This is a genomic window from Arthrobacter sp. 9MFCol3.1 (assembly GCF_000620385.1).
Lineage (GTDB): Bacteria > Actinomycetota > Actinomycetes > Actinomycetales > Micrococcaceae > Arthrobacter.
This window is the reverse complement of record NZ_JIBJ01000003.1, coordinates 555,038-578,011: the sequence shown is the minus strand read 5'-3', so window position 1 is coordinate 578,011 and position 22,974 is coordinate 555,038. Positions and strand designations below refer to the sequence as shown.

Annotated in this window: 16 protein-coding genes and 1 pseudogene; 8 read left to right on the top strand and 9 right to left on the bottom strand. The window is 68.0% G+C overall.

Going from position 1 to position 22,974, the window contains the following annotated elements; all coding sequences use genetic code 11:
- Both C560_RS0102730 and lipB read right to left on the bottom strand, forming a co-directional pair.
- Window positions 1-315 (bottom strand): annotated as a pseudogene (locus C560_RS0102730) (lipoyl synthase); the annotation flags it as partial.
- On the bottom strand, window positions 312-980 hold the full coding sequence (gene lipB / locus C560_RS0102725; RefSeq protein WP_026537043.1) for a lipoyl(octanoyl) transferase LipB: 669 nt from the start codon (window positions 978-980) through the stop codon (window positions 312-314). The gene lipB and the pseudogene C560_RS0102730, both read right to left, overlap by 4 nt.
- Before the next feature lie 107 nt (window positions 981-1,087).
- Between lipB and C560_RS0102720 the strand changes: the two genes are divergently transcribed.
- On the top strand, window positions 1,088-2,725 hold the full coding sequence (locus C560_RS0102720; RefSeq protein WP_026537042.1) for a serine/threonine protein kinase: 1,638 nt from the start codon (window positions 1,088-1,090) through the stop codon (window positions 2,723-2,725).
- A gap of 60 nt (window positions 2,726-2,785) precedes the next feature.
- Here C560_RS0102720 and C560_RS0102715 read toward each other — a convergent pair whose 3' ends face one another.
- The gene (locus C560_RS0102715) at window positions 2,786-3,679 is read right to left on the bottom strand and encodes a TIGR01777 family oxidoreductase (protein WP_026537041.1); all 894 of its coding nucleotides are present in this window, start codon (window positions 3,677-3,679) and stop codon (window positions 2,786-2,788) included.
- A gap of 74 nt (window positions 3,680-3,753) precedes the next feature.
- Between C560_RS0102715 and C560_RS0102710 the strand changes: the two genes are divergently transcribed.
- Window positions 3,754-7,359, top strand: coding sequence for a S41 family peptidase (locus C560_RS0102710; RefSeq protein WP_026537040.1), 3,606 nt, complete (start codon window positions 3,754-3,756; stop codon window positions 7,357-7,359).
- A 114-nt stretch (window positions 7,360-7,473) separates the two neighbouring features.
- Here C560_RS0102710 and C560_RS0102705 read toward each other — a convergent pair whose 3' ends face one another.
- Window positions 7,474-7,902: an OsmC family protein gene (locus tag C560_RS0102705; protein ID WP_026266249.1), complete on the bottom strand. Its 429-nt coding sequence runs from the start codon at window positions 7,900-7,902 to the stop codon at window positions 7,474-7,476.
- A gap of 209 nt (window positions 7,903-8,111) precedes the next feature.
- On the opposite strand from C560_RS0102705, the gene C560_RS0102700 reads away from it, so the two are divergent.
- Window positions 8,112-8,504 (top strand): VOC family protein, encoded by a 393-nt coding sequence (locus C560_RS0102700; protein ID WP_026537039.1) that lies wholly within the window; start codon window positions 8,112-8,114, stop codon window positions 8,502-8,504.
- A gap of 106 nt (window positions 8,505-8,610) precedes the next feature.
- On the opposite strand, the gene C560_RS0102695 is transcribed toward C560_RS0102700, so the two are convergent.
- The 4 genes from C560_RS0102695 to C560_RS0102680 form a co-directional block, all read right to left on the bottom strand.
- Entirely contained in the window at window positions 8,611-8,961 is a 351-nt protein-coding gene (locus C560_RS0102695) for a hypothetical protein (RefSeq protein WP_018772389.1), read from the bottom strand.
- Window positions 8,962-9,110: 149 nt separating this feature from the next.
- On the bottom strand, window positions 9,111-10,883 hold the full coding sequence (sucB, locus tag C560_RS0102690) for a 2-oxoglutarate dehydrogenase, E2 component, dihydrolipoamide succinyltransferase (protein ID WP_026537038.1): 1,773 nt from the start codon (window positions 10,881-10,883) through the stop codon (window positions 9,111-9,113).
- Between the two features lie 126 nt (window positions 10,884-11,009).
- Window positions 11,010-12,395, bottom strand: coding sequence for a dihydrolipoyl dehydrogenase (gene lpdA, locus C560_RS0102685; RefSeq protein ID WP_018772391.1), 1,386 nt, complete (start codon window positions 12,393-12,395; stop codon window positions 11,010-11,012).
- Window positions 12,396-12,658: 263 nt separating this feature from the next.
- Window positions 12,659-14,200 carry a leucyl aminopeptidase gene (locus C560_RS0102680; protein ID WP_026537037.1) on the bottom strand — a complete coding sequence of 514 codons (1,542 nt, stop codon included), beginning with the start codon at window positions 14,198-14,200 and terminating at the stop codon, window positions 12,659-12,661.
- A gap of 379 nt (window positions 14,201-14,579) precedes the next feature.
- Between C560_RS0102680 and C560_RS0102675 the strand changes: the two genes are divergently transcribed.
- The 4 genes from C560_RS0102675 to C560_RS0102660 all read left to right on the top strand — a co-directional run bounded on the left by C560_RS0102675 (window position 14,580) and on the right by C560_RS0102660 (window position 20,094).
- A complete protein-coding gene (locus C560_RS0102675; RefSeq protein WP_018772393.1) occupies window positions 14,580-15,518 on the top strand; it encodes a proteasome assembly chaperone family protein in 939 nt (312 codons plus the stop codon).
- Between the two features lie 34 nt (window positions 15,519-15,552).
- Window positions 15,553-16,884: an MFS transporter gene (locus C560_RS0102670; RefSeq protein ID WP_018772394.1), complete on the top strand. Its 1,332-nt coding sequence runs from the start codon at window positions 15,553-15,555 to the stop codon at window positions 16,882-16,884.
- 139 nt (window positions 16,885-17,023) lie between these two features.
- Entirely contained in the window at window positions 17,024-18,472 is a 1,449-nt protein-coding gene (locus tag C560_RS0102665; RefSeq protein ID WP_026537036.1) for a DUF4192 family protein, read from the top strand.
- Between the two features lie 284 nt (window positions 18,473-18,756).
- On the top strand, window positions 18,757-20,094 hold the full coding sequence (locus tag C560_RS0102660; RefSeq protein ID WP_018772396.1) for an RNA polymerase sigma factor: 1,338 nt from the start codon (window positions 18,757-18,759) through the stop codon (window positions 20,092-20,094).
- Window positions 20,095-20,351: 257 nt separating this feature from the next.
- On the opposite strand, the gene C560_RS23750 is transcribed toward C560_RS0102660, so the two are convergent.
- Window positions 20,352-20,573: a DUF7455 domain-containing protein gene (locus C560_RS23750; protein ID WP_026266251.1), complete on the bottom strand. Its 222-nt coding sequence runs from the start codon at window positions 20,571-20,573 to the stop codon at window positions 20,352-20,354.
- Between the two features lie 250 nt (window positions 20,574-20,823).
- Between C560_RS23750 and C560_RS0102650 the strand changes: the two genes are divergently transcribed.
- A complete protein-coding gene (locus C560_RS0102650; RefSeq protein ID WP_026537035.1) occupies window positions 20,824-22,932 on the top strand; it encodes a DNA gyrase/topoisomerase IV subunit B in 2,109 nt (702 codons plus the stop codon).
- Window positions 22,933-22,974 lie beyond the last annotated feature (42 nt).

The following is a 22,974-nucleotide window of genomic DNA, read 5'->3' as shown; positions in this document are numbered from 1 at the left end:
CTTGGTGGGCTCGAACATGTCCACGGGGGAGGGCTTGCCGGTGTCGATCTGGCAGAAGTCGCAGCGCCGGGTGCATTCGGAGCCGCCGATCAGGAAGGTGGCTTCCTTGTCTTCCCAGCATTCGAAGATATTGGGGCAGCCGGCCTCCTCACACACCGTGTGGAGGCCCTCCTTCTTGACGAGGTTCTTGAGCTGGACGAACTCGGGACCCATCTGGACCTTGGCCTTGATCCATTCCGGCTTCCGTTCCACCGGTGTGGCCGCGTTTCGCTGCTCAATGCGCAGCATCTTCCGGCCTTCTGGTGCCAGTGTCACAGTAGAGCTCCTTCTGGGGTTGCAACTAGGGCTTGTTCATTGTTGCGCAGTTCTTCGGTGATCCGCGACACGAGGTCCGCCGGGGTGACGTCCCTGCCAAGTTCCTGGGTGATGGTGGTGACTCCGGCGTCGCTGATCCCGCAGGCGATGATCTGGCCGTAGGGGGCGAGATCGTTGTTGCAGTTGATCGCGAAGCCGTGCATGGTGACGCCCTCGTGGATGCGGATGCCGATGGCCGCGATCTTGCGGTCCGGACCCTTTTCGTCCTGTTCGATCCAGACGCCCGCGCGGCCCTTGATCCGGACGGCTGCGATGCCGTAGTCCGCCAGCACGGCGATGATGACCGCTTCCAGCCGCTCCACGTAGTCGCGGATGCCGGCCTTGTTCCGGAGTTTGATGATGGGGTAGCCAATGAGCTGGCCGGGGCCGTGCCAGGTCAGCTTGCCGCCGCGGTCCACGGCCACAACGGGAGTTCCGTCAAAGGGCCGTTCGTGGTCTTCGGTGCGCTTGCCGGCGGTATAAACCGCGGCGTGTTCGAGCAGCAGTACAGTGCTGGGCGCGGTGCCCGCGAGGACCTTTTCATGCAATTCGCGCTGGATGTCCCATCCGCGCGTGTAATCGATGAAGTCCGGGGCGAGACCCAGCTGTTTGAACTCAAGAGTCATGGCATCAAGCTTAGACCCCGCCGCACCCACTGCCCGTTTGTGTGCTTAAGCTCTCATGCCTGTGGATAACTTCTGCACGATTCCGCGCAATCGACTATTCCTTAGGCATGGAAGATTTTCCGTCGGCCGCCGGTGCGGCCCCCGAGGTTCCCGGTTACGACGTCGGACGCCTGCTGGGGCGCGGCGGCAGCGCCACGGTCTGGCTCGCCACCGAAAAGTCCACGGGCCGGGAATTCGCCCTGAAATGCTTCGATGCAAGCCGCACCACACCAGAGGAATCCGAGGCGGAGGACGTCATGCGGCGCGAAGTCCGGATCCTCTCCGCCCTGGAACACCGCCACCTGGTCCGCGCGCACGCCGTGGTGCGCCTGCCGGCTCACGAGTCCGGCGGCGGCAGCCTCGGGCTTGTGCTGGACTACGCGCCCGGCGGCTCACTGGCGACGCTCGTGGGCAGCCGGGGACGCCTGGGCCCGGGAGAAACGGTGACGGTCCTGACACCCATCGCGCAGGCCTTGGCATACCTTCACAGCCAAGGCACCACCCATGGTGACGTGGCCCCCGGCAATGTGCTCTTTACCGCCGAGGGAAAACCGTTGCTGGCCGATCTCGGCGTCGGGCGCATGGTGGCCGACGCCGCTCCTGTCTCAGAGGCCGGCACGGCAGGATTCCGGGATCCCGCCCCCGTGGACGCTGTGCGGGCCGGGCTCCAGCCCGAGCGCGACATCTACTCCCTGGCAGCCCTGGGCTGGTATTGCCTCACCGGGCGGCCCCCGGAGCCGGGGGCGCAACGTCCACCGCTGAGCCTGCTCGCACCGGAGGTGCCGGCAACGTTGGTGGCGGCCCTCGAGGCGGGCCTGGATGGGGAGCGGCGGCAGCGTCCCGCGGCGGCGGAGTTTGCCGCAATGGTTTACCGAAGCGCCCGGGCGGAGCCCGTCGACTTGTCGGTCTCCGTGCACCCCACGGTCATCCCCCAACTGCTCACGCGCAAGGCCGTGCAGCCCGGTCCGGGCAGGCGGCCAGGCACTGTCCGGGCCGGACTCCACCGCGGACTCCGCAGGACCCCCGCGCGCAGGAACCCCGCGCGGCGGGCCCTGCTGCCCGGTCTCGCGGCTGCAGTCCTGCTCGCCGGTACCTGGCTGCTGGCCGGCGGCGGGCCGGCCTCCGACGCCGTCGCCGGGCTGTTTCCAGGGTCCGTGCCGGGCCACGATGTGCCGGGCCAGGCAGGAAGTCCCGTGGGTCACGAGAGACCGGCGGCCCCGTCGGAGGGTCCGGCGGGCGACCCGCCGCCCTCCGCCGCCGCCGGCGGGGGCAGCGCCATCCTTCCCGATCTTGAGGCACTCCTGGCCTCAGCCGACCCGGTGGAGGCAGTCCGCGGCCTGGCCCGGCTCCGTTCGCTGGCACTGAGCTCCGGCGACTTCAGCCTGCTCGATGCCGTCAACGCCCCGGAGTCGGCGGCCGCCGCCTCCGACAGCCGGATCAGGACCCAGCTCAGCGCCTCCGGTCATGTCCTGGCCGGATTCTCGACCTCCCTGACCCGGATCGAAACCATCGCGGACAGCAACGCCGCCCGGGCCGTGGTGGCCGTCACCACTGAGCCGTCCGCATACCGGGAGGTTGACGGGAACGGCGCCACAGTGGCTGAAGTACCCGCAGGCTCCGCGCAGCAGCTTCGCCTTGTCCTGGTGCCCGTCGACGGGCGGTGGCGGATCCAGGACGTTCTGCCCCCGGGGCGCGGAGCCGGCTAGGGTGCCGCCCGGTGGTCATCCTGGCCCCGGTCACCGAGCTGCCCTGGAAAAGCAACCACGCTAGCCGCGCCCTGCCACCCAGGCGGCGGCCCCGGCGAGGGACGGGTGCTGCCAGGCGAAGCTGTTCTCCGCCAGCACGGCCGGCTCCAGCCGCTGGCTCGCGAGCAGCAGTTCCTCGGCGAGATCGCCCATCACCAGCCGCAGCACCGGGGCAGGAACCCGCAGCGCCGCCGGCCGGTGCAGCGCCGTTGCCAGCTGCGCGATCAGGGAATTCACGTCTGCGGCTTCGGGGGCGCAGACGTTGACGGGTCCGGACACGGGCGCGTTGAGAAGGAAGTAAAAGGCGGCGGCCACATCGGGCAAAGTGATCCACGGCCAGAACTGCCGGCCGTTGCCCAGCGGACCGCCGACGCCGAGGCGCAGCAGCGGCAACAACCGGCCCAGTGCGCCGCCGGAACGGCTCAGGACGACGCCGGTGCGGGGCGTGACCACCCGGACCCCGGCGGGTGCCTCATGCGCCGCGGCCTCCCAGTCGACGCAGATCCGGGACAGGGTGCCGGTCCCGGCAGGCGCGTTCTCGCGCAGCACCGCCGCACCGGCGTTGCCGTAGTAACCGGAGGCCGACTGGCTCAGGAACACCGCGGGCGGCGAGTCGGTCCGCGCCATGGCGGCGGCCAAGGTCCGGGTAGCCCCCAGCCGTGAGGCGCTGAGTTCCTTGACCCGCGCCTTGGTCCAGGGCCGGTCGCCGATTCCTGCGCCGGAGAGGTTGACCACCGCGTCCGCGCCCTTCAGCGCGGTGTCGTCGATCCGGCCGGCGGCCGGGTCCCACTGGAACTCGGCGGGGGACGCGGGGGCACGCCTGACCAGGGCGAGAACGTCGTGCCCTTCGCTGCGCAGTGCGCCCGAAAGGGCCGTTCCAATCAGCCCGGAGGCCCCGGCAATGAGGATTCGCATGATCCATCTCACCATGCCCGGCACGGCCGCGAAACCTCCCGGGCCGCACGGGCCGTTGTCGCTATGATCGAACGATGACCCCCTCGAGTTACTTCCGTTTCCCGCATCTGCACGGCGATCTGGTCACTTTTGTGGCCGAGGACGACGTCTGGATTGCGCCCGTGGGCGGGGGCCGCGCCTGGCGCGTGTCCTCCCTGCAATTGCCGGCCCGCAACCCCCGCTTCACCCCCGACGGCAAGCGCCTTGTCTGGACCGTCGTGCAGGGGACTGCCCCGGAGGTCGTCACGGCCAACGTCGACGGCGGCGGATACAGCCAGCTGAGCTACTTCGGCCACCCTTCCACCCGGGTCAAGGGATTCACGCCCGACGGCGACGTTCTGGTCACCAGCGCATTCCGCCAGTCAGACAGCCGTCACACCCACGCCTACAGCCTCCCCGTGACCGGCGGCTGGGCGCAGGAACTCCCGTTCGGCCCCGTCGAGTCCGTGGCCTATGGTCCCGTCGTCGGCGACGAACGCCCCGTGGTGCTCGCCAGCGTCCTGTCGCGTGAGCCCGCCTGGTGGAAGCGCTACCGCGGCGGCGCCGCCGGCAAGCTGTGGATCGACGCCGACGGAAACGGTGAATTCGTCCGGCTCGCCGCCGCGCTGGACGGAAACCTCACGGACCCGCTGTGGGTCAAGGGTCGGATCGCGTTCCTGTCCGACCACGAGGGCTACGGAAACCTCTATTCCGTGCTGCCTAACGGCAGCGACCTGCGGCGCCACACGGACCACGAGGACTTCTACGTCCGCCACGCCGCCACCGACGGCGAACGCGTCATCTTCGAATCGGCCGGCGAGCTCTGGCTGCTTCCCAGCCTCGACGCCGAGGCCGTCAAGCTCGACATTGTGCTCGGCTCCGCCTCGCAGGCGCGCCGCCCCGCCCCGCTGAAACCCTCGAAGCACCTTGGCGACGTCGTACCGGACCGCACGGGCGCGTCCAGTGCCGTCGAATCCCACGGAACCGTCCACTGGCTGCGGCACAAGGACGGCCCTTCCCGCGTCCTCGAAGCCACACCGGGCGTGCGGGCACGGTTGCCGCGGCCCTTTGGCGAGGGCCGGATCGCCTATGTCGCCGACCACGACGGCGTCGAGGCCCTGTACCTGAAAGCCATTGCGGCGCCCCTGGCCGGCGCGGTTGCGGCAACATCGAAGGCTCCGCAGGCCGCCGCGCAGGCCCCTGTCGAGCCCGCTGCCCAGTCCAACGCCACCTCCGAAGACGCCGGCATACAGTTGCCGAAGCCGGTGTCCGCCGCCGCGCTGACTGGCGCCGGATCAACCCCCGCCACTGCCGGCGGTTCAGTGTCCAGCCCGGTCACAGCGGGCCCGGCCGCGGCTGCTGCAGACGCATCCGGCTCCATCTCCGGCTCCCAGCCCGACCGGGCCGGTGCGGGCACCGCCGTGGAGGCCGCGCCTGCCTCCGATGAGCTGACGCGGATCGACTTCCCCAAACCCAGCCGGGCCAGCGCCATCGAAGCCAGCCCGGACGGGCGCTGGCTGGCTGTCGGCACCGCCTTCGGTGATATTTATCTTGCCGACACACGCACGGGCACGATATCCCAGCTGAGCAGCATCGGCGAGGGCAGCATTGAGGGATTCACGTGGTCCCCGGACTCCGCGTGGCTCGGCTGGTCCGAGCCGGTCACGTCCTTCGGGTCCCGCAGCCGGCTCCGGATCACCCGGATCGACGGCGGCACCGGCACGGCGATCATTGATGTCACCGACGGCCGGTTCCGCGACGAGTCACCGTCGTTCACCCCGGACGGCAAATACCTCGCCTTCCTCTCCAACCGCAGTTTCGATCCGGTCTACGACGGCCACTCCTTCGATCTGTCCTTCCCGAGCCCGATCAAGCCGTACCTCGTCGCCCTCGCCGCCGACACACCGTCGCCGTTCGGTCCGAGCATCGACCTCCAGCTCTCCACTGACGACGCCGCCGCTGCTGCGGGAGGCGCCGCCGCAACAGCAGGTGCTGCGCCCGGGACGCAGCCGGCAGCCAAGTCCGTACCGTCCGTGCGGGTCGACGCCGAGGGCCTGGCCCACCGCGTCATCGGGGTCCCGGTGCCGCAAGGCAACTACGCCGGACTCACCGCCGTCGCCGGCGCCCTGCTCTGGCTGGACAGCGAGCTCGCCGGCACCACCGGTGAGGGCCGGGCCAGCCTCGAGGACAAGGGCGCGGCGCCGAGCCTGGTCCGCTACGACCTGGCCAAGCGCCGCACCGCTACGATCGTTGAGGCCCTGGACAGCTACCGGCTCTCCGGCGACGGCGAAAAGATCGTGTTCATCCAGGACAAGCAGATCCGCGTGGCGCCGGCCGCCGCCAAGGCCGACGAGGACTCCGGCCAGCTGGTCAAGGTGGATCTTGGCCGCATCCGGGTGCAGCTGGACCCGCTCAGTGTGTGGGGTCAGGCCTTTGACGAGGCATGGCGGCTCCAGCGCGACTTCTTCTGGACCGAGGACATGGCCGGCCAGGACTGGGAGTCCGTCCATGCCCGCTATCGTCCGGTGGTCGAGCGCCTCGGCTCCCATGATGACCTTGTGGACCTGCTGTGGGAGCTGCACGGCGAGCTCGGCACCTCCCACGCCTACGTCCGCCCCATCGCCGCCGTCGAGAACGGCAGCAGCCCGCAGGGCCGCCTCGGCGCGGATCTGGAGTTCACCGGCGAGGGCTGGGAAATCACCCGGATCCTCGCGGGGGAGTCCTCGGACCCGCTGGCCACCTCGCCGCTGACCCGGCCCGGCGCCGACGCCAAACCGGGCGACGTCCTGCTGGCCATCGACGGCGTCGAGCTCACGCAGACGCGGACCCCGGCAGTGCAGCTCGTCGGAGCGGCCGGCCGCGCCGTTGAACTCACCCTGCGCAACGGCGCCGGCCACGGTGCGGCCGCGGGCGCCCAGCGCCGCGTGGCCGTGGTCCCGGTCAAGGACGAGGAGCGCCTGCGCTACCAGGAATGGGTCTCCGGCAACCGGCGGACCGTCCGGGAAGCCTCGAACGGGACGTTCGGCTACCTGCATATCCCGGACATGATGGCCAACGGCTGGGCCCAGCTGCACCGCGACCTCGATACCGAAACGGCCCTGGACGGACTGATCGTCGATGTCCGGCGGAACCGCGGCGGACACACGTCCCAGCTGGTGGCTGAGCTCATCGGGCGAAAGGTCACCGGCTGGAGCATGCCGCGCGGCGAAAAGCCGCGGACGTACCCGCACCACGCTCCCCGCGGACCGGTCATCATCCTCACTGATGAGTTCGCCGGCTCCGATGGCGACATCATCACCCAGGTCTCCAAGCTGCGGGGGATCGGGCCCGTCATTGGCACCCGCACCTGGGGCGGCGTCATCGGGATCGACAACCGCTTCGCGCTGGCCGACGGCACCGGGGTCACCCAGCCGCGCTACGCCACCTGGTTCGCCGGTGGCGTTGGCTGGGGCGTGGAAAACTTCGGTGTCACCCCGGATATCGAGGTGACCTTCCCGCCGCACGCCTACGCCGCCGGAACCGACCCGCAGCTGGAGTACGGAATCGGGGCGCTGAAGGAAATGATCCAGGAACTGCCCACGGACCGTCCGCCGCTGCGCGAGGGATACCGCAGGGTCCGGCCCGCACCGCTGCCTGCGCGTCAGCAGGCCGGCCAGGCCTAGGCGCTACTGCCCGCGAGACCCGCAGAGACGGTCCGCGCAGGACAGATGACAAAGGCCCCCGCCGCCCTGGAAAGTCCAGGGCGGCGGGGGCCTCGCGTCGTACTGCGGCCGGAGCTAGGAGGCCAGGGTGGCGTCCAGGGTGATCTCGATGCCGGTCAGGGCAGCGGAAACGGGGCAGCCGGTCTTGGCCTCCTCGGCGAGCCGCTGGAAGTCGTCGGCGGAAATGCCGGGGACCCGCGCGGCCAGGGTGAGGTGGCTGCCGGTGATCCCGGTGCCCGGCTGGAAGGTCACGTCGGCCTTGGTGTTGATCTCCTCGGCCGTGTGGCCGGCCTGGGCCAGGGCGTTGCTGAACGCCATCGAGAAACAGGCGGAGTGTGCCGCCGCAATGAGCTCCTCGGGGCTGGTCTTGCCTTCGGCGGCCTCGGCGCGCGCCTTCCAGGTGACGTCGAAGTTGCCCAGCCCCGAGCTGTCCAGGGTGGTGTTGCCGGCGCCTGTCATCAGGTCGCCATTCCATACAGTGTGTGCGGTGCGTGTTGTTGCCATGTCCACTCCTCGACGTCGTTGTGAATCAGGGATCCGGCGGGTGCCGGAGCCTGCCTTGGTCAATCCTAGGGATTCTGTGCGGCCGCCGCACAGGGGTTCCGCTGTCAGAGGATTGTGACCTGCGCAGAGAGTTCGCTGTTCGGTGTTCGCTGTACAGCGGTTGTCCGTGGGGCGGTTGCCCCTGCAGCGGTTGTCCGTACAGTGTGGTCATGGAAATTACCGAAGATCCGCAGGCGCCAGGGGCGCCCACTGCGCCTACTGCGCGCATCGCCACGATCATGGTCAACGCCGTCGACGCCGGGCGCCTGGCGCAGTTCTGGGCTGAGCTGTTGGGCACGGCGGTCTCCTCGCGCTTCGAACAGTTCGTCTGGCTGGAGCCCGCCGGCCCCGGGGCCCCGCAGTTGGCCTTCCAACAGGTCCAGGAGCCCACGGACGGCAGGCGGCGCCTGCACCTGGACATCCATGGGCCGGACCCTGCGGCGTTGCGTGCCCGCGCCGAGTCCCTCGGTGCCGGGTTCGTGGAGGGCAATGACATTGGCGACTTCCACTGGGATGTCATGCAGGATCCCGAGGGCAACGAATTCTGCATCGCCGGCGAGTGACAGTCCGGCCTCTGCAGCGGCGGCCTATACGACGGGGGGCTTAACGACGGCGGCGCCGCACCCCGGCGGGGGGAGCGGCGCCGTCATGGCCGGTGCAGTCAACCTGTTACTGCCACAGGGTCGCGATCGCAACGTTGAGCAGTGCCAGGCCGCCAACGCTGTTGGCGAGGCCCTTGCTGATCGGCTCGCCCTTCTTGTACTTGCGGCGGCCAATGAAGGCCAGCACGCCGACGATCAGGGCGATGACGAGCTTGACGCCGAGCTTGGCGTAGTTGGCGTTCATGTCCAGGGCCGGGATCAGCCCCATCATGATGATGCCCGTGATCAGCTGCAGCATCGCGCCGTCGAACTGGCGCGGGTGGACGGTGGGCTTCTTCATCTGGCCGATCCAGATGCCGACAATCATGGCGGCGCCGATGATGTGCAGGAAGACCATGACGTTATAGACGATGTTCATGGCATCAGTGTAGCCAGAGTCTTCTACGCACCGTAGTAGGACCCGCCGCAGGCCCCGGGAAGGCACAGCAAACGGCGGCGGCGGCACGGGCACCCGGTGGTTTCCCACCGGAGCCCGCACCGCCGCCGCCGTCGGTGTGCTCTTAGACCTTAGAGGCCGAGGTCGGCTTCGAAGGCGCCTTCCTCAAGGCGTGCCTTCAGCGTCTGCAGGAAGCGTCCCGCGTCGGCGCCGTCGACCAGACGGTGATCGTACGTCAGGGAGAGGTACATCATCGAACGGATGGCCAGCGAGTCATCACCGTTCTCGTCGGCGACCACTACGGCCCGCTTGACGATCGCGCCGGTGCCGAGGATGGCAACCTGCGGCTGGTTGATGATCGGGGTGTCGAACAGGGCGCCCACCGAACCGATGTTGGTGATGCTGAAGGTGCCGCCGGAAAGCTCGTCCGGGCCGATCTTGCCGTTGCGGGTGCGGTCGGCGACGTCGGCGATCTTGCCGGCCAGGCCGGCCAGGTTCAGGTTGCCAGCGTCCGAGATGACCGGAACCAGCAGGCCCTTGTCGGTGTCCACCGCAATCGCCAGGTGCTCGGCGTTGTGGTAGGTGATCTCCTGCTTGTCCTCGTCGTAGGAGGCGTTGACCTTCGGGTGCTGCTTCAGGGCCTCGGCGACAGCCTTGGCGATGAAAGGCAGGAAGGTCAGCTTGGAGCCGTTCTGGGCCTGGAAGGAGTTCTTGGCCTTGGCGCGCAGCTTGGCCACCTTGGTCATATCGACCTCGTGGACCTGGGTCAGCTGCGTGGAGATGTCCAGTGACTCGCGCATGCGGCGGGCGATGACCTGGCGGATGCGCGGGGCCTTCTGCACGGTGCCGCGCAGCGAGGATGCTGCGCCGGCGGCCGGCGCAGTTGCAGGTGCAGATGCGGCGGGGGCCGCTGCTGACGCCGCCGGTGCGGAAGCGGCCGGTGCCGCCTTTGCCTCAGCAGCTGCCAGCACATCCTGCTTGCGGATTCGGCCGCCGACACCGGTGCCGGTCAGGGCCGCGATGTCGACACCCTGCTGGTTGGCCAGCTTGCGGACCAGGGGGGTGACGTAGCCGGACTCTGCCGGTGCGGCAGCTGCTGCCGGAGCCGGAGCAGCGGGAGCAACGGCTGGGGCTGCGGCCGGGGCGGCGGGGGCTTCCTGCTTGGGTGCTTCCGGGGCCGGGGCTGCTGCCGGGGCAGCGGGCGCTTCCTGCTTGGGGGCTTCCGGTGCCGGGGCGGGTGCAGCGGCGGGCGCCGGTGCGGCAGGTGCCGCAGCGCCGGAGCCGATGACGGCCAGGACGGAGCCGACCTCGGCCGTCTCGTCCTCATTGACGCGGATTTCCAGGAGGGTTCCGGCAACCGGGGACGGGATTTCGGTGTCAACCTTGTCGGTGGAAACCTCGAGCAGCGGCTCGTCGACCTCTACGGTGTCGCCGACGCTCTTCAGCCAGCGGGTCACAGTGCCTTCGGTGACGCTTTCGCCCAGGGCCGGCAGCGTGACGTCGTGTCCTTCGCCCGCGGGAGCAGACTCGGGAGCGGCAGCCGGCGCCTCGGCAGCGGGGGCGGCGGGAGCTTCGGCGGCCGGGGCCTCCGCGGGGGCCTCTTCGGCGGCCGGGGCTTCTTCGGCGGGCGCGGCGGCCGGAGCCTCCGCGGCGGCCGGGGCGGCATCGCCGGAGCCGATGCGGACCAGCGGGGCGCCAACTTCAGCGGTCTCGTCCTCGGCGACGAGGATTTCCTCGATCACGCCGGCGATCGGAGAGGGGATCTCGGTGTCTACTTTGTCGGTGGAGACTTCGAGCAGCGGCTCGTCCACCTCTACCCGGTCACCGACCTGCTTGAGCCAGCGGGTGACGGTTCCTTCGGTGACGCTCTCACCGAGGGCGGGCAAGTTAACGGATTCAGACATGTCGTCCCCGTTCTCCTTATTGATCTTTAGTGCGGATGATTGCTGCCTTGGTTGAGCTTAGTGCACCCGGCATTTTCGGCCGGGTGCACCAAGCACAGAGTTCTTGCGGTGGTGCGGGCGGAGCTGCTAGCCGTGGAGGGGCTTGCCCGCCAGCGCCAGATGCGCCTCGCCCAGGGATTCGTTCTGGGTGGGGTGGGCGTGGACCAGCTGGGCCACGTCCTCCGGGTAGGCTTCCCAGTTCACGATCAGCTGGGCTTCACCGATCTGCTCGCCCATGCGGGCGCCGATCATGTGGACGCCGACCACGGGGCCGTCCTTCTGGCGGACCAGCTTGACCAGGCCGGACGTGCCCAGGATGGAGCTCTTGCCGTTGCCGGCCAGGTTGTATTCCTGGGTCTGGATCTGGTCCTCGCCGAACTTCTCCTTGGCGGCCTTCTCGCTGTAGCCGACGGTGGCGATCTCGGGCTCGGAGTAGGTGACCTTGGGGATGTTGACGTCTTCGACGATGACCGGCTTCAGGCCGGCGATCTCTTCGGCGACGAAGATGCCCTGCTGGTAGCCGCGGTGGGCCAGCTGCACGCCCGGGACGATGTCGCCGACGGCGAAGATGTTGCCGACGCCGGTGTGCAGGCGCTCGTTGGTGATGACGAAGCCGCGGTCGATCGTGATCCCGGCCTCTTCGTAGCCGAGGTTCGCCGTGACAGGGCCGCGGCCGACGGCGACGAGCAGGAGGTCGGCTTCGAAGGTCTTACCGTCCACGAGGGTGACCTTCACGCCGTCGTCGTTCTGCTCGACGCCCTGGAAGAAGACTCCGGTGGAGAACTTGATGCCGCGCTTCTTGAAGGCGCGCTCGAATGCCTTCACGATCGTGGCGTCCTCGTTCGGAACCAGCGACGGGAGGCCTTCGACGATCGTGACGTCGACGCCAAAGGACTTCCAGACCGAAGCGAACTCGACGCCGATCACGCCGCCGCCCAGGATGATGGCGCTCTTGGGGATGTAGTCCATGGTGAGGGCTTCGTCGGAGGTGATGACCTTGCCGCCGATTTCCAGGCCCGGCAGCGTGCGGGAGTAGGAGCCGGTCGCGAGGACAATGTTCTTGCCCTTGTACGCGGTGCCGTTCACGACGACGGTGTCGGTGCCCTGAAGCTTGCCTTCACCCTCAATGACGGTGATGCCCTTCTTGCCCTTGATCAGGCCCTGCAGGCCCTTGAACTTGCCGGCAATGATGCCGTCTTTGTAAGCGTTGACAGCGGTGATGTCGATGCTGTCAAGGGTCACGTTGACGCCGTACTTGGCCGAGTCGCGGGCGTGGTCGGCCAGCTCTGCCGAGTGCAGCAGGGCCTTGGTGGGGATACAGCCGTTGTGGAGGCACGTGCCGCCGAGCTTGCCCTTTTCGATGAGGCCGACGGTGAGGCCAAGCTGGACAGCACGGAGGGCGGTGGCGTAGCCGCCGCTGCCGCCGCCGAGTACCAGGATGTCGAATTCTTGCGCAGTTGCCTGATCGGCCACTAAAACGCTCCCTCGCGTGAACGATGACACGAGAGTACGCATCATCTGGTCTTGGAACCTGCCTGCCGTGATTGGGCCGGCCGGTTCCCTTTCATTGGTGACTACTTCTTTTGGTTCTGCTTCTGGGAAACAAGGTTTACCTTAGCGAACCACTAATACATGCTCCACCTTGCCATGGCGTTTGTGGAGCGCTTGTGTCCAGTGTCACGCGGCTTTGTGGCCGGGAAGGCATCGCCGCCCCGGCCACAAAGCCGCCGTGCGCTCTAGACGGCGTTGGCGAGGATGTCCTCGACGTAGGCCACCAAGGTGCGGACGGTGCAGCCCGTGCCCTGTTTGTGGTTGTAGCCGTAGGGGCTGCCGTTGTTGAACGACGGCCCGGCGATGTCGATGTGCGCCCACGGGATCTGTTCCCCGTCCTTGCCCTTACCGACGAATTCGCGCAGGAACACGGCTGCCGTCATCATGCCGCCGTGGCGTTCGCCGATGTTGGCGATGTCGGCGACCTGTGAGTCGAGGCTGGCCCGGAGTTCTTCCGGCAGCGGCATGGGCCAGACGAGCTCGCCGGCACGGTCCGCGGCGGTCTTGATGGCGCCGGTGAGGGAGTCGGAACCCATCACGCCGGCGGTGCGGTCGCCCAGGGCAATGAGCTGGGCGCCGGTGAGGGTTGCGACGTCGATGATGGCGTCCGGGAATTCCTGGCTGGCGGCGACGATGCCATCGGCCATGACCAGGCGCCCCTCGGCGTCGGTGTTGAGGACCTCGACCGTCTTGCCGCCGAAGATGGTCAGCACATCGGCGGGACGCTGCGCGGCGCCGGAAGGCATGTTCTCCGCGATGCACAGCCAGGCGGTCGCCTTGACCGGCAGGCCCAGTTCGGCGATCGCCAGGACGGTGTTCAGCACGACGGCGGCGCCGGCCATGTCGGATTTCATGTCGCCCATGCCGAGGTGCGGCTTGAGCGAGATGCCGCCGGTGTCGAAGGTGATGCCCTTGCCCACGAGCGCGATCTTGGCGGTGGCCTTGGCGGGGGCGTATTCGACCTTTACGAGGCGCGGCTGGCGGGTGGAGCCCTTGCCGACGCCGAGGATGCCGCCGAAGCCGTCCTTCTCCAGGCGCTTCTCGTCCCAGACGGTCACCTTGACGGGCAGGCCCTTGGCCAGTTCCTTGGCGGCGTCGGCAAACGTTTCGGGGTACAGGTGGCTCGGCGGCTGGTTGACCAGCGTGCGGGTGGCGTTGACGGCCTTGCCGATCAGGGCGGCGCGCTCCAGCACGGGTGCCAGGGCCTTGTCCGCGGCGAATTCGGTGCGGATGACGACGTTCTTCACCGGGTCCTTGAGCCCGTCCTTGGAGGACCGGAACTCCGTGTAGGAGTAGGCGCCCATCGCGGCGCCCTCGGCGACCGCCGCGACCTCGGCCAGGGTCGTCGTCGGCAGGGCCAGGGTAACGGTGGCGACGCCGGCCAGCTGGCGGACGGCCGAGCCGGCGGCGCGGCGCAGCGCCTCCTCGGTGAGCGGCTGCTTCCCCGGCACCTTGTTTGCAGGCAGCTTGCCGACGCCGGCGAGCAGCAGGATGGTGGCGCCCGCCTCGGGCAGGCCGGGCAGCCGGTGAGCCTGGTCCGCCGCGCCCGTGATGCCAAGAACGCTCAGTGACTCCGCCAGGGCCTCCGCGGCCTTGGCCGTCAGCGGATTCTCGAGCAGGACCGGACCGTCCGGACCCTGTCCGACGCCGATGACGAGGGCATCGCTGGGGGACTTCTTCAAATCCCCCGCGACTGCACTAAGTTTGACTTCACTATTCTTGACCACGAGGACAGTCCTCAATTCTCTGTGATGGTTCTCGGTGATATTCGGCAGGAACTGCATGTTTGGCACCCTGCCACGGATCCCGGGGCGCCGTCGGTGTGGGACGCAACCCGGTGTCTGCAAAACAAGCCCTGGGGCCACCACCGATCGTAGTCTCTCGACCGCGCGGACATTCAATCGAATGAGAGCTGGAGCACACCCCGGGCAGGAATTAGCCCGGGCGCCGGGGCGTTGTAGTGGTAAAGGCGTTGCCGTGCGGTGAGTGCTCCCTGGCACTGGCCGGCAGGATCTGCCTGACTGGCGGTTCTGCCTGGCACCGGCCTCGGATGACCCGAACCGCGCCCCGCTAGTCCCACCGCCGCCATCGTGAAAGGAACACGCCGTGATTGAACGGATTTCCGGCTCCTTGCTGGATCCCCAGTCGCTTTATGTCCGTGATGACGCGCTGTTCTCCAGCACCGAACTGCGCGGACTCAACCTCGTCATGGGGTTCACCGGCTTCGCCGACGCCGGTCACGTGGTCCGGCAAATCACCGCTGAACTGCTGGACACGCTCGATGCCGAGATGATCGCCGAGTTCGACGCCGACCAGCTGATCGACTACCGGTCACGGCGCCCCCAGATCAGCTTCGTCGAGGACCACCTGCAGGATTACCAGGCGCCGAGCCTGGCCCTCTACCGGTTGGTCGACGGACTGGGCAGCCCGTTCCTGCTCCTCGCGGGGTTCGAGCCGGACCTGCAGTGGGAGCGCTTCGCGCGCGCCGTCGTCGGCCTCGTCGAGGAGCTCGACGTAAACCTCGTGACCTGGATCCACTCGATCCCGATGCCCGTTCCCCACACCCGGCCGGTCGGTGTGACCGTGCACGGCAACCGGCCGGAGCTGATCGAGGGAATCTCTGTCTGGAAGCCCACAGTGGAGGTGCCGGCCGCAGTGGGCCACATCCTGGAGCTGCGGCTGACGGAGGCCGGCCGGAACATCGCCGGCTATGTGATCCACGTGCCGCACTACCTGGCCGAAGCCGAGTACCCCACGGCCGCCGTCGCCGGACTCGAGTACCTGGGCGCGGCAACCTCCCTCATGTTGCCGACCGACCGTTTGCGCGAGGCGGGACGCGAGGTGGGCCGGCAGATTGCCGAGCAGATCGAGGCATCCGAAGAGGTCCAGCAGGTGGTCTCACGGCTGGAGACCCGATATGACGAAAAGGCCGAGGGGACGGTCCGGAGGTCGCTGCTGGCAGACGAGAACGACCAGCTCCCCAACGCCGACGCCCTTGGAGCCGCCGTCGAGGCGTACTTGGCCCGTAAAGAACCCGGCGAATAAATACTATTTATCATGAACCGGGCATAATGGGGGAGTGACCTCTCCCCGCGCCTGGCTGATCTGGATCGTCGGGATCTTCGCCTATCTCGTGGCGGTCAGCCAGCGGACCTCTTTCGGGGTGGTCGGGCTGGAAGCAACGGAACGCTTCCACGCCAGTGCCGCGGAGATCTCCTTCTTCACCGTGCTGCAGCTGCTGGTCTACGCGGCGCTGCAGATTCCCGTGGGCATCCTGGTGGACCGGTTCGGCTCCCGCGCCATGCTCGCCGGCGGCGGTGTCCTGATGGGACTCGGCCAGCTTCAGCTGGCATTTGCCGACAATATTCCCGGCGGAGTCCTGGGACGCGTCCTGGTGGGCGCCGGTGACGCCATGACGTTTATCTCCGTCATCCGGCTCATCCCGCTCTGGTTCGCCCCGGGGCGCGTCCCGCTTCTGACGCAACTGACCGGCATGTCCGGTCAGCTTGGCCAGCTCTTCAGCGTGGTGCCGTTCGCCATGATCCTGCACTCCGCGGGGTGGACTCCCGCCTTCCTGACCCTCGCCGCGATGTCCGGCCTCGCCGTCGTGCTGGTCCTGATCCTGCTCCAGGACCTTCCGCCCGGGCACTCCGCGCCTGCACAGTCCCAGGGGCTGCGCGCCACCGGCATTTCGCTGGGACACGCCTGGCGTCAACCCGGGACCCGGCTCGGGCTGTGGAGCCACTTCACCGTCCAGTTCAGCGGCACGGTCTTTGCCATGACATGGGGCTACCCTTTCCTGATTTCGGCCGAGGGGCTGGACCGCGGCACGGTCTCGGCCCTCATGGCGCTGTACGTCGCCGCCGCCATCGCCGCCGGACCCCTGATGGGCAGGTTCGTTGCCCGGCATCCGCTGCGGCGCTCCACCATGGTGCTGCTCATTTCCGGATGCACTGCCGCCGCCTGGGCAGCGGTCCTGCTGGTGCCGGGACGCGCGCCGCTCTGGCTCCTGGCCGCGCTCGTGGTGACCCTCGCCGTCGGCGGCCCCGGCTCCATGATCGGCTTCGACTTCGCCCGGACCTTCAACCCGGCCCACCGGCTCGGCACCGCCACCGGGATCGTCAACGTGGGCGGCTTCATCGCCGCGCTGGTGTCCATCTACCTGATCGGGCTGGTGCTCGACGTCCTGCATGCCACAGGGTTCTCGCAGGGGGAGCTCTACGGCCTGGATCCGTTCCGCGTGGCCCTGAGCGTGCAGTTCCTGCTGCTGGCCGGGGGAGCAGCCGCCATCATCGTGACCCGGCGGAAGGTCCGGCGCCAGATGGCGGCCCAGGGAGTCATGGTTCCGCCCCTGCTCAAGTCCCTCGCCGAGCAGCGCAGGCTGGTCGCGGAGCGCCGCCGCACGCCCTGAGCCGTTCGTTTGGCAGATTCGGGTGGTTCTGCGGGGAGCCCTTCGGCGTTCGGGCGTCATGCGCCGATTCACGATCGGTTATCCACATAGCGCAGTCCGGTACTGCCGCCGGGAACCCGGCCGCCGCGAAGCTGGGCTTATGACAGCTCCCGATCACCTGAAAATAACCGGCCCCGAAGACATCCTGGGCTTCATCCCGCACTCCCTCGGTTACTGGCCGGAACACAGCCTCGTGGCCATGACCTTGCAAGGCAAACGCCTTGGAGCCACCTTGCGCGTCGACCTCCCCGTGCCCGGAGGCGGCTCAGGCGGCAGGAACTTGCTGGCCGGCTTCGCGCGAAACGTCGTGACCTATCTGCAGGCGGACGACGCGGCTGACGGTTCGCTGCTGGCCTTCTTCACTGATGCTGATGCTGATGCCGGCACGGACGATGACAGCGCCGGAGACGGCAATCCGTGGGCGGCCCTGCTCAAGGAACTCGAGCTTGCCCTGGAGGCAGCCGGATTGCCCGTGAGGGACGCCTGGATTATCGGTCCTGAGTTCTGGCGCAACGCGCACTGCAGCGACCCGGAGTGCTGTGGGATGCCCGGCCGGCCGGTCGAGCAGATCAGGAACAGCAGGCTCAACGCCGAGATGGTCTACCGCGGCAGCAGCGTCGGTGCCGTCCCCGGCGCTCAAGGGACCACCCCGGCGGCGCTGCCCGTCGACCCAGCGGTGAGCCTTGCCGAGTGCGGCTGGGCGGAGCAATTCGCCCCGCGACGGCGGGACCGGGCCCAATTCGACCAGGTCCTCGATGTCTGGACGATGGCCCTGCAGTCCGCCGTTGGCCCGGAGCAGGTTCCTGTCCCCGCCCCGGGTGACGCGGCCGAGGGTGCCGTCCCCGACGCCGGGACCACCGGTTCCGGGGCGCCCGATCCCAGGACCGCGGGCCGGTCCCTGCAGCTGTCGTCGGAACTCGCCGGCTACCTGCGGGCCAGCCTGTGCATTCCGTCATGGCGGGACGCGGTGCTGGTGATGACCGCAGCCGGACGGTCCGCGGCCGAACGCGGCGCTGAGGACTTCGGCATGTTCGACCCGGACCCCGTGTCCGCCGTCTTGCCTGGAAACATGGCTGCCTCACGGCCCGGACCGACGCCCAGCCCCCTGCCGGGTCCAGTGTCCGGCCGCACTTCCGGTTCCAGGTCCGTGCCGCGGATGCCGCTGCCGGACGCGTCCGCCAGCGGAGGCCCCGCCGCTGCCGCCGTGCCGGCTGCCGAGGCCGTTCCCGGTTACGGGGAAGTCCTGCTCGGACTGGCGCCGTCGGTCCCGGACTGGACCCTGATGGTCGGCCTCGAGCGGGTCCTTGAACGGCTCGGCGGTCTTGGCGACGGGGAGCCAACGGCAGCCGCCGTGACGGCACGGGGCTGGATCGAATGGTGCCGTGGCCGGGGCTCCTACGCCGACGCCCTCTACAGTCAGGCCTTGCAGGGCCAGCCGGGGTACAGGCTCGCAGAGCTGCTGGCAGAGCTTGGCCGGCGCGGCACCCTTTGCGGCTGGGCTGCCAGGCGGGAGGCGGCCTGGCAGAAGTTTGCCCCGGACGCGGCATGAGGTCCTGACGCGGTGGGCGAAGCCGCCGCGATATCGACGACCCGGCGTCGCGAAAGGCACCCGGCCTGAAAACCGTGAGACAATGGTTGCCGAGACCCGGTTGGGTCCGTGTATCAAGTGCCCTAAATGTCCCTTGGAAACAGGGAACATTAAGGCCGCCCCAGCAGTTCTACTTAGTGGCTCTGCTGGTCGTGGTTGCACCTGATGTTGAACACGGACTTGACAGGGTCATAGTGGTGTTGCCCGTATGGTGATTCCGCAGACCGCAGCTAGAAAGGTTTTCAGTGACCCCGTCTTCCGCGAAGAAGGAACCCGCCGACCAGGCCGAATTGTCCCCTGAGGAGAAGAAGGCGGCGACCAACGCCAAGCGCGCCGCCACGCGCGCAGCCAACAAGGCTGTCAAGGACGCCGCTTCCGCAGAGGGTGGCGACACCGTAACCGGAGTCGCCAAGCCTGAGCCCAAGAAGCGCGGGCCCAAGCCCGGCGCGAAAGCCGCGGCAGAAGCCGCCGGCAACTCTGCCAGTACGTCTGACGATGACGTCGACGCCGAAGAGGATCTCGACGACATCACCCCCGACGCCGCCGAGCTCGGCGACGAAGTAGAAGGCGAGGAAGTCGCCGGCAAGGCTGCGGCCACCACCGGCTCCGGCTTCGTCTACTCTGACGCCGACGACGACGACGCCCCGGTGCAGCAGGTCATGTCTGCCGGCGCCACCGCCGACCCCGTCAAGGACTACCTGAAGCAGATCGGCAAGGTCGCCCTGCTGAATGCCGAGCAGGAAGTCGACCTGGCCCTGCGGATCGAGGCCGGCCTCTTCGCTGAAGAAAAGATCGCCGCCGACGACGGCACCATGGATCCGAAACTCAAGCGCGAGCTCGAGTTCGTCATCCACGACGGCAAGCGCGCCAAGAACCACCTGCTGGAGGCCAACCTCCGCCTCGTCGTCTCGCTGGCCAAGCGCTACACCGGCCGCGGCATGCTGTTCCTGGACCTGATCCAGGAAGGCAACCTGGGCCTGATCCGTGCGGTCGAGAAGTTCGACTACACCAAGGGCTTCAAATTCTCCACGTACGCCACGTGGTGGATCCGCCAGGCGATCACCCGCGCCATGGCCGACCAGGCCCGCACCATCCGCATCCCGGTGCACATGGTGGAAGTCATCAACAAGCTGGCCCGCGTCCAGCGCCAGATGCTGCAGGACCTCGGCCGCGAACCCACCCCGGAGGAGCTGGCCCTCGAACTCGACATGACCCCGGAAAAGGTCGTGGAGGTCCAGAAGTACGGCCGCGAGCCCATCTCGCTGCACACCCCGCTCGGCGAGGACGGCGACTCCGAATTCGGCGACCTCATCGAGGACTCCGAAGCCGTGGTTCCCGCGGATGCCGTGAGCTTCACCCTGCTGCAGGAACAGCTGCACTCGGTGCTGGACACGCTCTCCGAGCGCGAAGCCGGCGTGGTCGCAATGCGCTTCGGCCTTACCGACGGCCAGCCGAAGACTTTAGACGAAATCGGCAAGGTCTACGGTGTGACGCGTGAGCGCATCCGCCAGATCGAATCCAAGACCATGTCCAAGCTGCGGCACCCGTCGCGCTCACAGGTCCTGCGCGACTACCTGGACTAAGCGCCACTGGTCACAGGCCACGGAAAAGTTCACAGCAACGCGGGGTCCCTTCCCGCCCGTCCTCACCGGAGGAACGGGCCGGAAGGGACCCCGCGTTGCTTTTTACCGCCGCTGCCGGATGCACGGCATTGAACCGAACCGGCACCTGACGAAACGGCACTTAACGAATCAGGGCCCCTCCGGTGTGGAGGGGCCCTGATGCAGTGGTCTCAGGTCGCCCGCAATCCTGTGGGATGCCGGGCCGAAACCGGAGCGGTCTAGTCGACCGGAACCGGAGCCTTCTGGTGAAGGCGGTCAGTCTCGTCATGCCAGTCTGAACTGAGCGGCTTGAGTGTCGGTTCTACGGCGCGTGCGTGGTGGCCGCAGAAAAGAAGCTCACCGCCGGAGGCACCGAGAACAACTCGGACATATGCCTGTGCTCCGCAACGATCGCACCGGTCTGCGGCGGTCAGTGTGCGGTCCGCAACTGCTGTTGTCATGTTCGGCCTCCTTAGTAGATCGGTATACCTATATAACCAGCATTCGGGGCCAAACCATGGCACGGATGGCCTACTTTCGCTGTCCGCGTATCACGTCTCAGTAACGGCGAGTGGCCGGAGAGTCGCTGCAGGGAGTGGCAAACGGTGGATCACCCGGAGTCCGACTAACCTAGGAAGAGCGTCAAATTCTGTGACGGCCGCCTGCGTACGCTGCGGTGGCCGTCCCGATCCTGTAAGGAGTTCACGACCCGTGGCACCCAGTTCTGATTACACCGCCCGGCACCTCTCCGTGCTGGAGGGCCTCGAGGCCGTCCGTAAGCGCCCGGGCATGTACATCGGCTCCACGGACTCCCGCGGACTCATGCACTGCCTCTGGGAAATCATCGACAACTCCGTCGACGAGGCCCTCGCCGGCTTCGGCCACGACATCAAAATCATCCTCCACGCGGACAACTCGGTCGAGATCCACGACGACGGCCGCGGCATCCCCGTGGACGTCGAGCCGAAAACCGGGCTGACCGGCGTCGAAGTCGTGTTCACGAAACTGCACGCCGGCGGAAAGTTTGGCGGCGGTTCGTACACCGCCTCCGGCGGCCTGCACGGCGTTGGCGCCTCGGTGGTCAACGCGCTCTCGGCCCGCCTCGACGTCGAAGTCGACCGCGGCGGCAAGACGTACAAGATGTCCTTCCGCCGCGGGGAGCCGGGCCGGTTCAAGGATCCGGGCACCAAGCCGGACCCCGCGACCCTCTTCGAACCCTTCATCGACGGCTCTGTGCTCGACGTCGTGGGGAAAGCCAAGCGCGGCGTGACCGGAACCCGGATCCGCTACTGGGCGGACCGGCAAATCTTCACCCCCGACGCCAAATTCTCCTACGATGACCTCGCCGCGCGTGCCCGCCAGACCTCCTTCCTGGTCCCCGGACTGAAGCTCACGGTCCGGGACGAACGCAGGATTGCCGGCACCCCCGGCGAATCCGGACCGCATGAGGAGGTCTTCCACCACGACGGCGGCATCTCCGAATTTGTCGACTTCCTCGCCGCCGACCCCGCCGTCACGGATATCTGGCGCCTCCACGGTGCCGGGAAATTCAAGGAAACCGTCCCCGTCCTCGACGAAAAGGGCCACAGCCAGCTCGCGGAGGTCGAGCGCGACTGTGAGGTCGACGTCGCGCTGCGGTGGGGGATCGGCTACGACAGCACGGTCCGCACATTCGTCAACATCATTTCCACGCCCAAGGGCGGCACCCACCAGTCCGGTTTCGAACAGGCCCTGCTGAAGACCTTCCGCAAGGCCGTGGAGACCAATGCCCGCAAGCTCAAGGCCGGCAACGACAAGATCGAAAAAGACGACATCTTCGCCGGCCTGACCGCGGTCCTGACCGTCCGGCTGGCCGAACCGCAGTTCGAGGGCCAGACCAAGGAAATCCTGGGCACCTCGGCCGTCCGGGCCATTGTGGCCAAGGTGGTGGAACAGGAGATCACCGCGAAGCTGACCTCCGCGAACCGCAACGACAAGGCCCAGTCCGCGCTGCTGCTGGAAAAAATCGTCAGCGAGATGAAGTCCCGCATCTCGGCGCGGGTCCACAAGGAAACCCAGCGCCGCAAGAATGCGCTGGAAACCTCCTCCATGCCCACCAAGCTCGCCGACTGCCGCACCGACGACGTCGAACGCTCCGAACTGTTCATCGTCGAAGGTGACTCCGCGCTCGGCACCGCCAAACTGGCGAGGTCCTCCGACTTCCAGGCGCTGCTGCCGATCCGCGGCAAAATCCTCAACGTCCAGAAGGCCTCGGTGGGGGACATGCTCTCCAATGCCGAGTGCGCGGCGCTGATCCAGGTGGTGGGGGCCGGTTCCGGCCGGACGTTCGACATCGGCGCCGCCCGGTACGGCAAAGTGATCCTGATGACCGACGCCGACGTCGACGGCGCCCACATCCGGACCCTGCTCCTGACGCTCTTCTTCCGCTACATGCGCCCGATGATCGATGAGGGCCGCGTCTTCGCCGCCGTCCCGCCGCTGCACCGCGTGGAGGTTGTCAACGCCGGCCAGAAGGCCAACGAGATGATCTACACCTACTCCGAGGCTGAGCTCCACGTCCTGCTGGCGCGGCTCGCCAAGGAGGGCAAGCGCTACAAGGAGCCGATCCAGCGGTACAAGGGCCTGGGCGAAATGGATGCCGAGCAGCTGGCCGAAACCACCATGGACCCGCGCCACCGGACGCTCCGCAAGGTCGGGATCGAGAACGCCAAGCAGGCCGAAGAGACTTTCGACCTGCTGATGGGCTCGGACGTGGCGCCCCGCAAGGACTTCATCATTGCAGGCGCCGCCAACCTGGACCGGGAGCGCATCGACGCCTGACGCCTCGCCGCCGGACCCGTCCCGCCGGCGGGACGGGCCCGC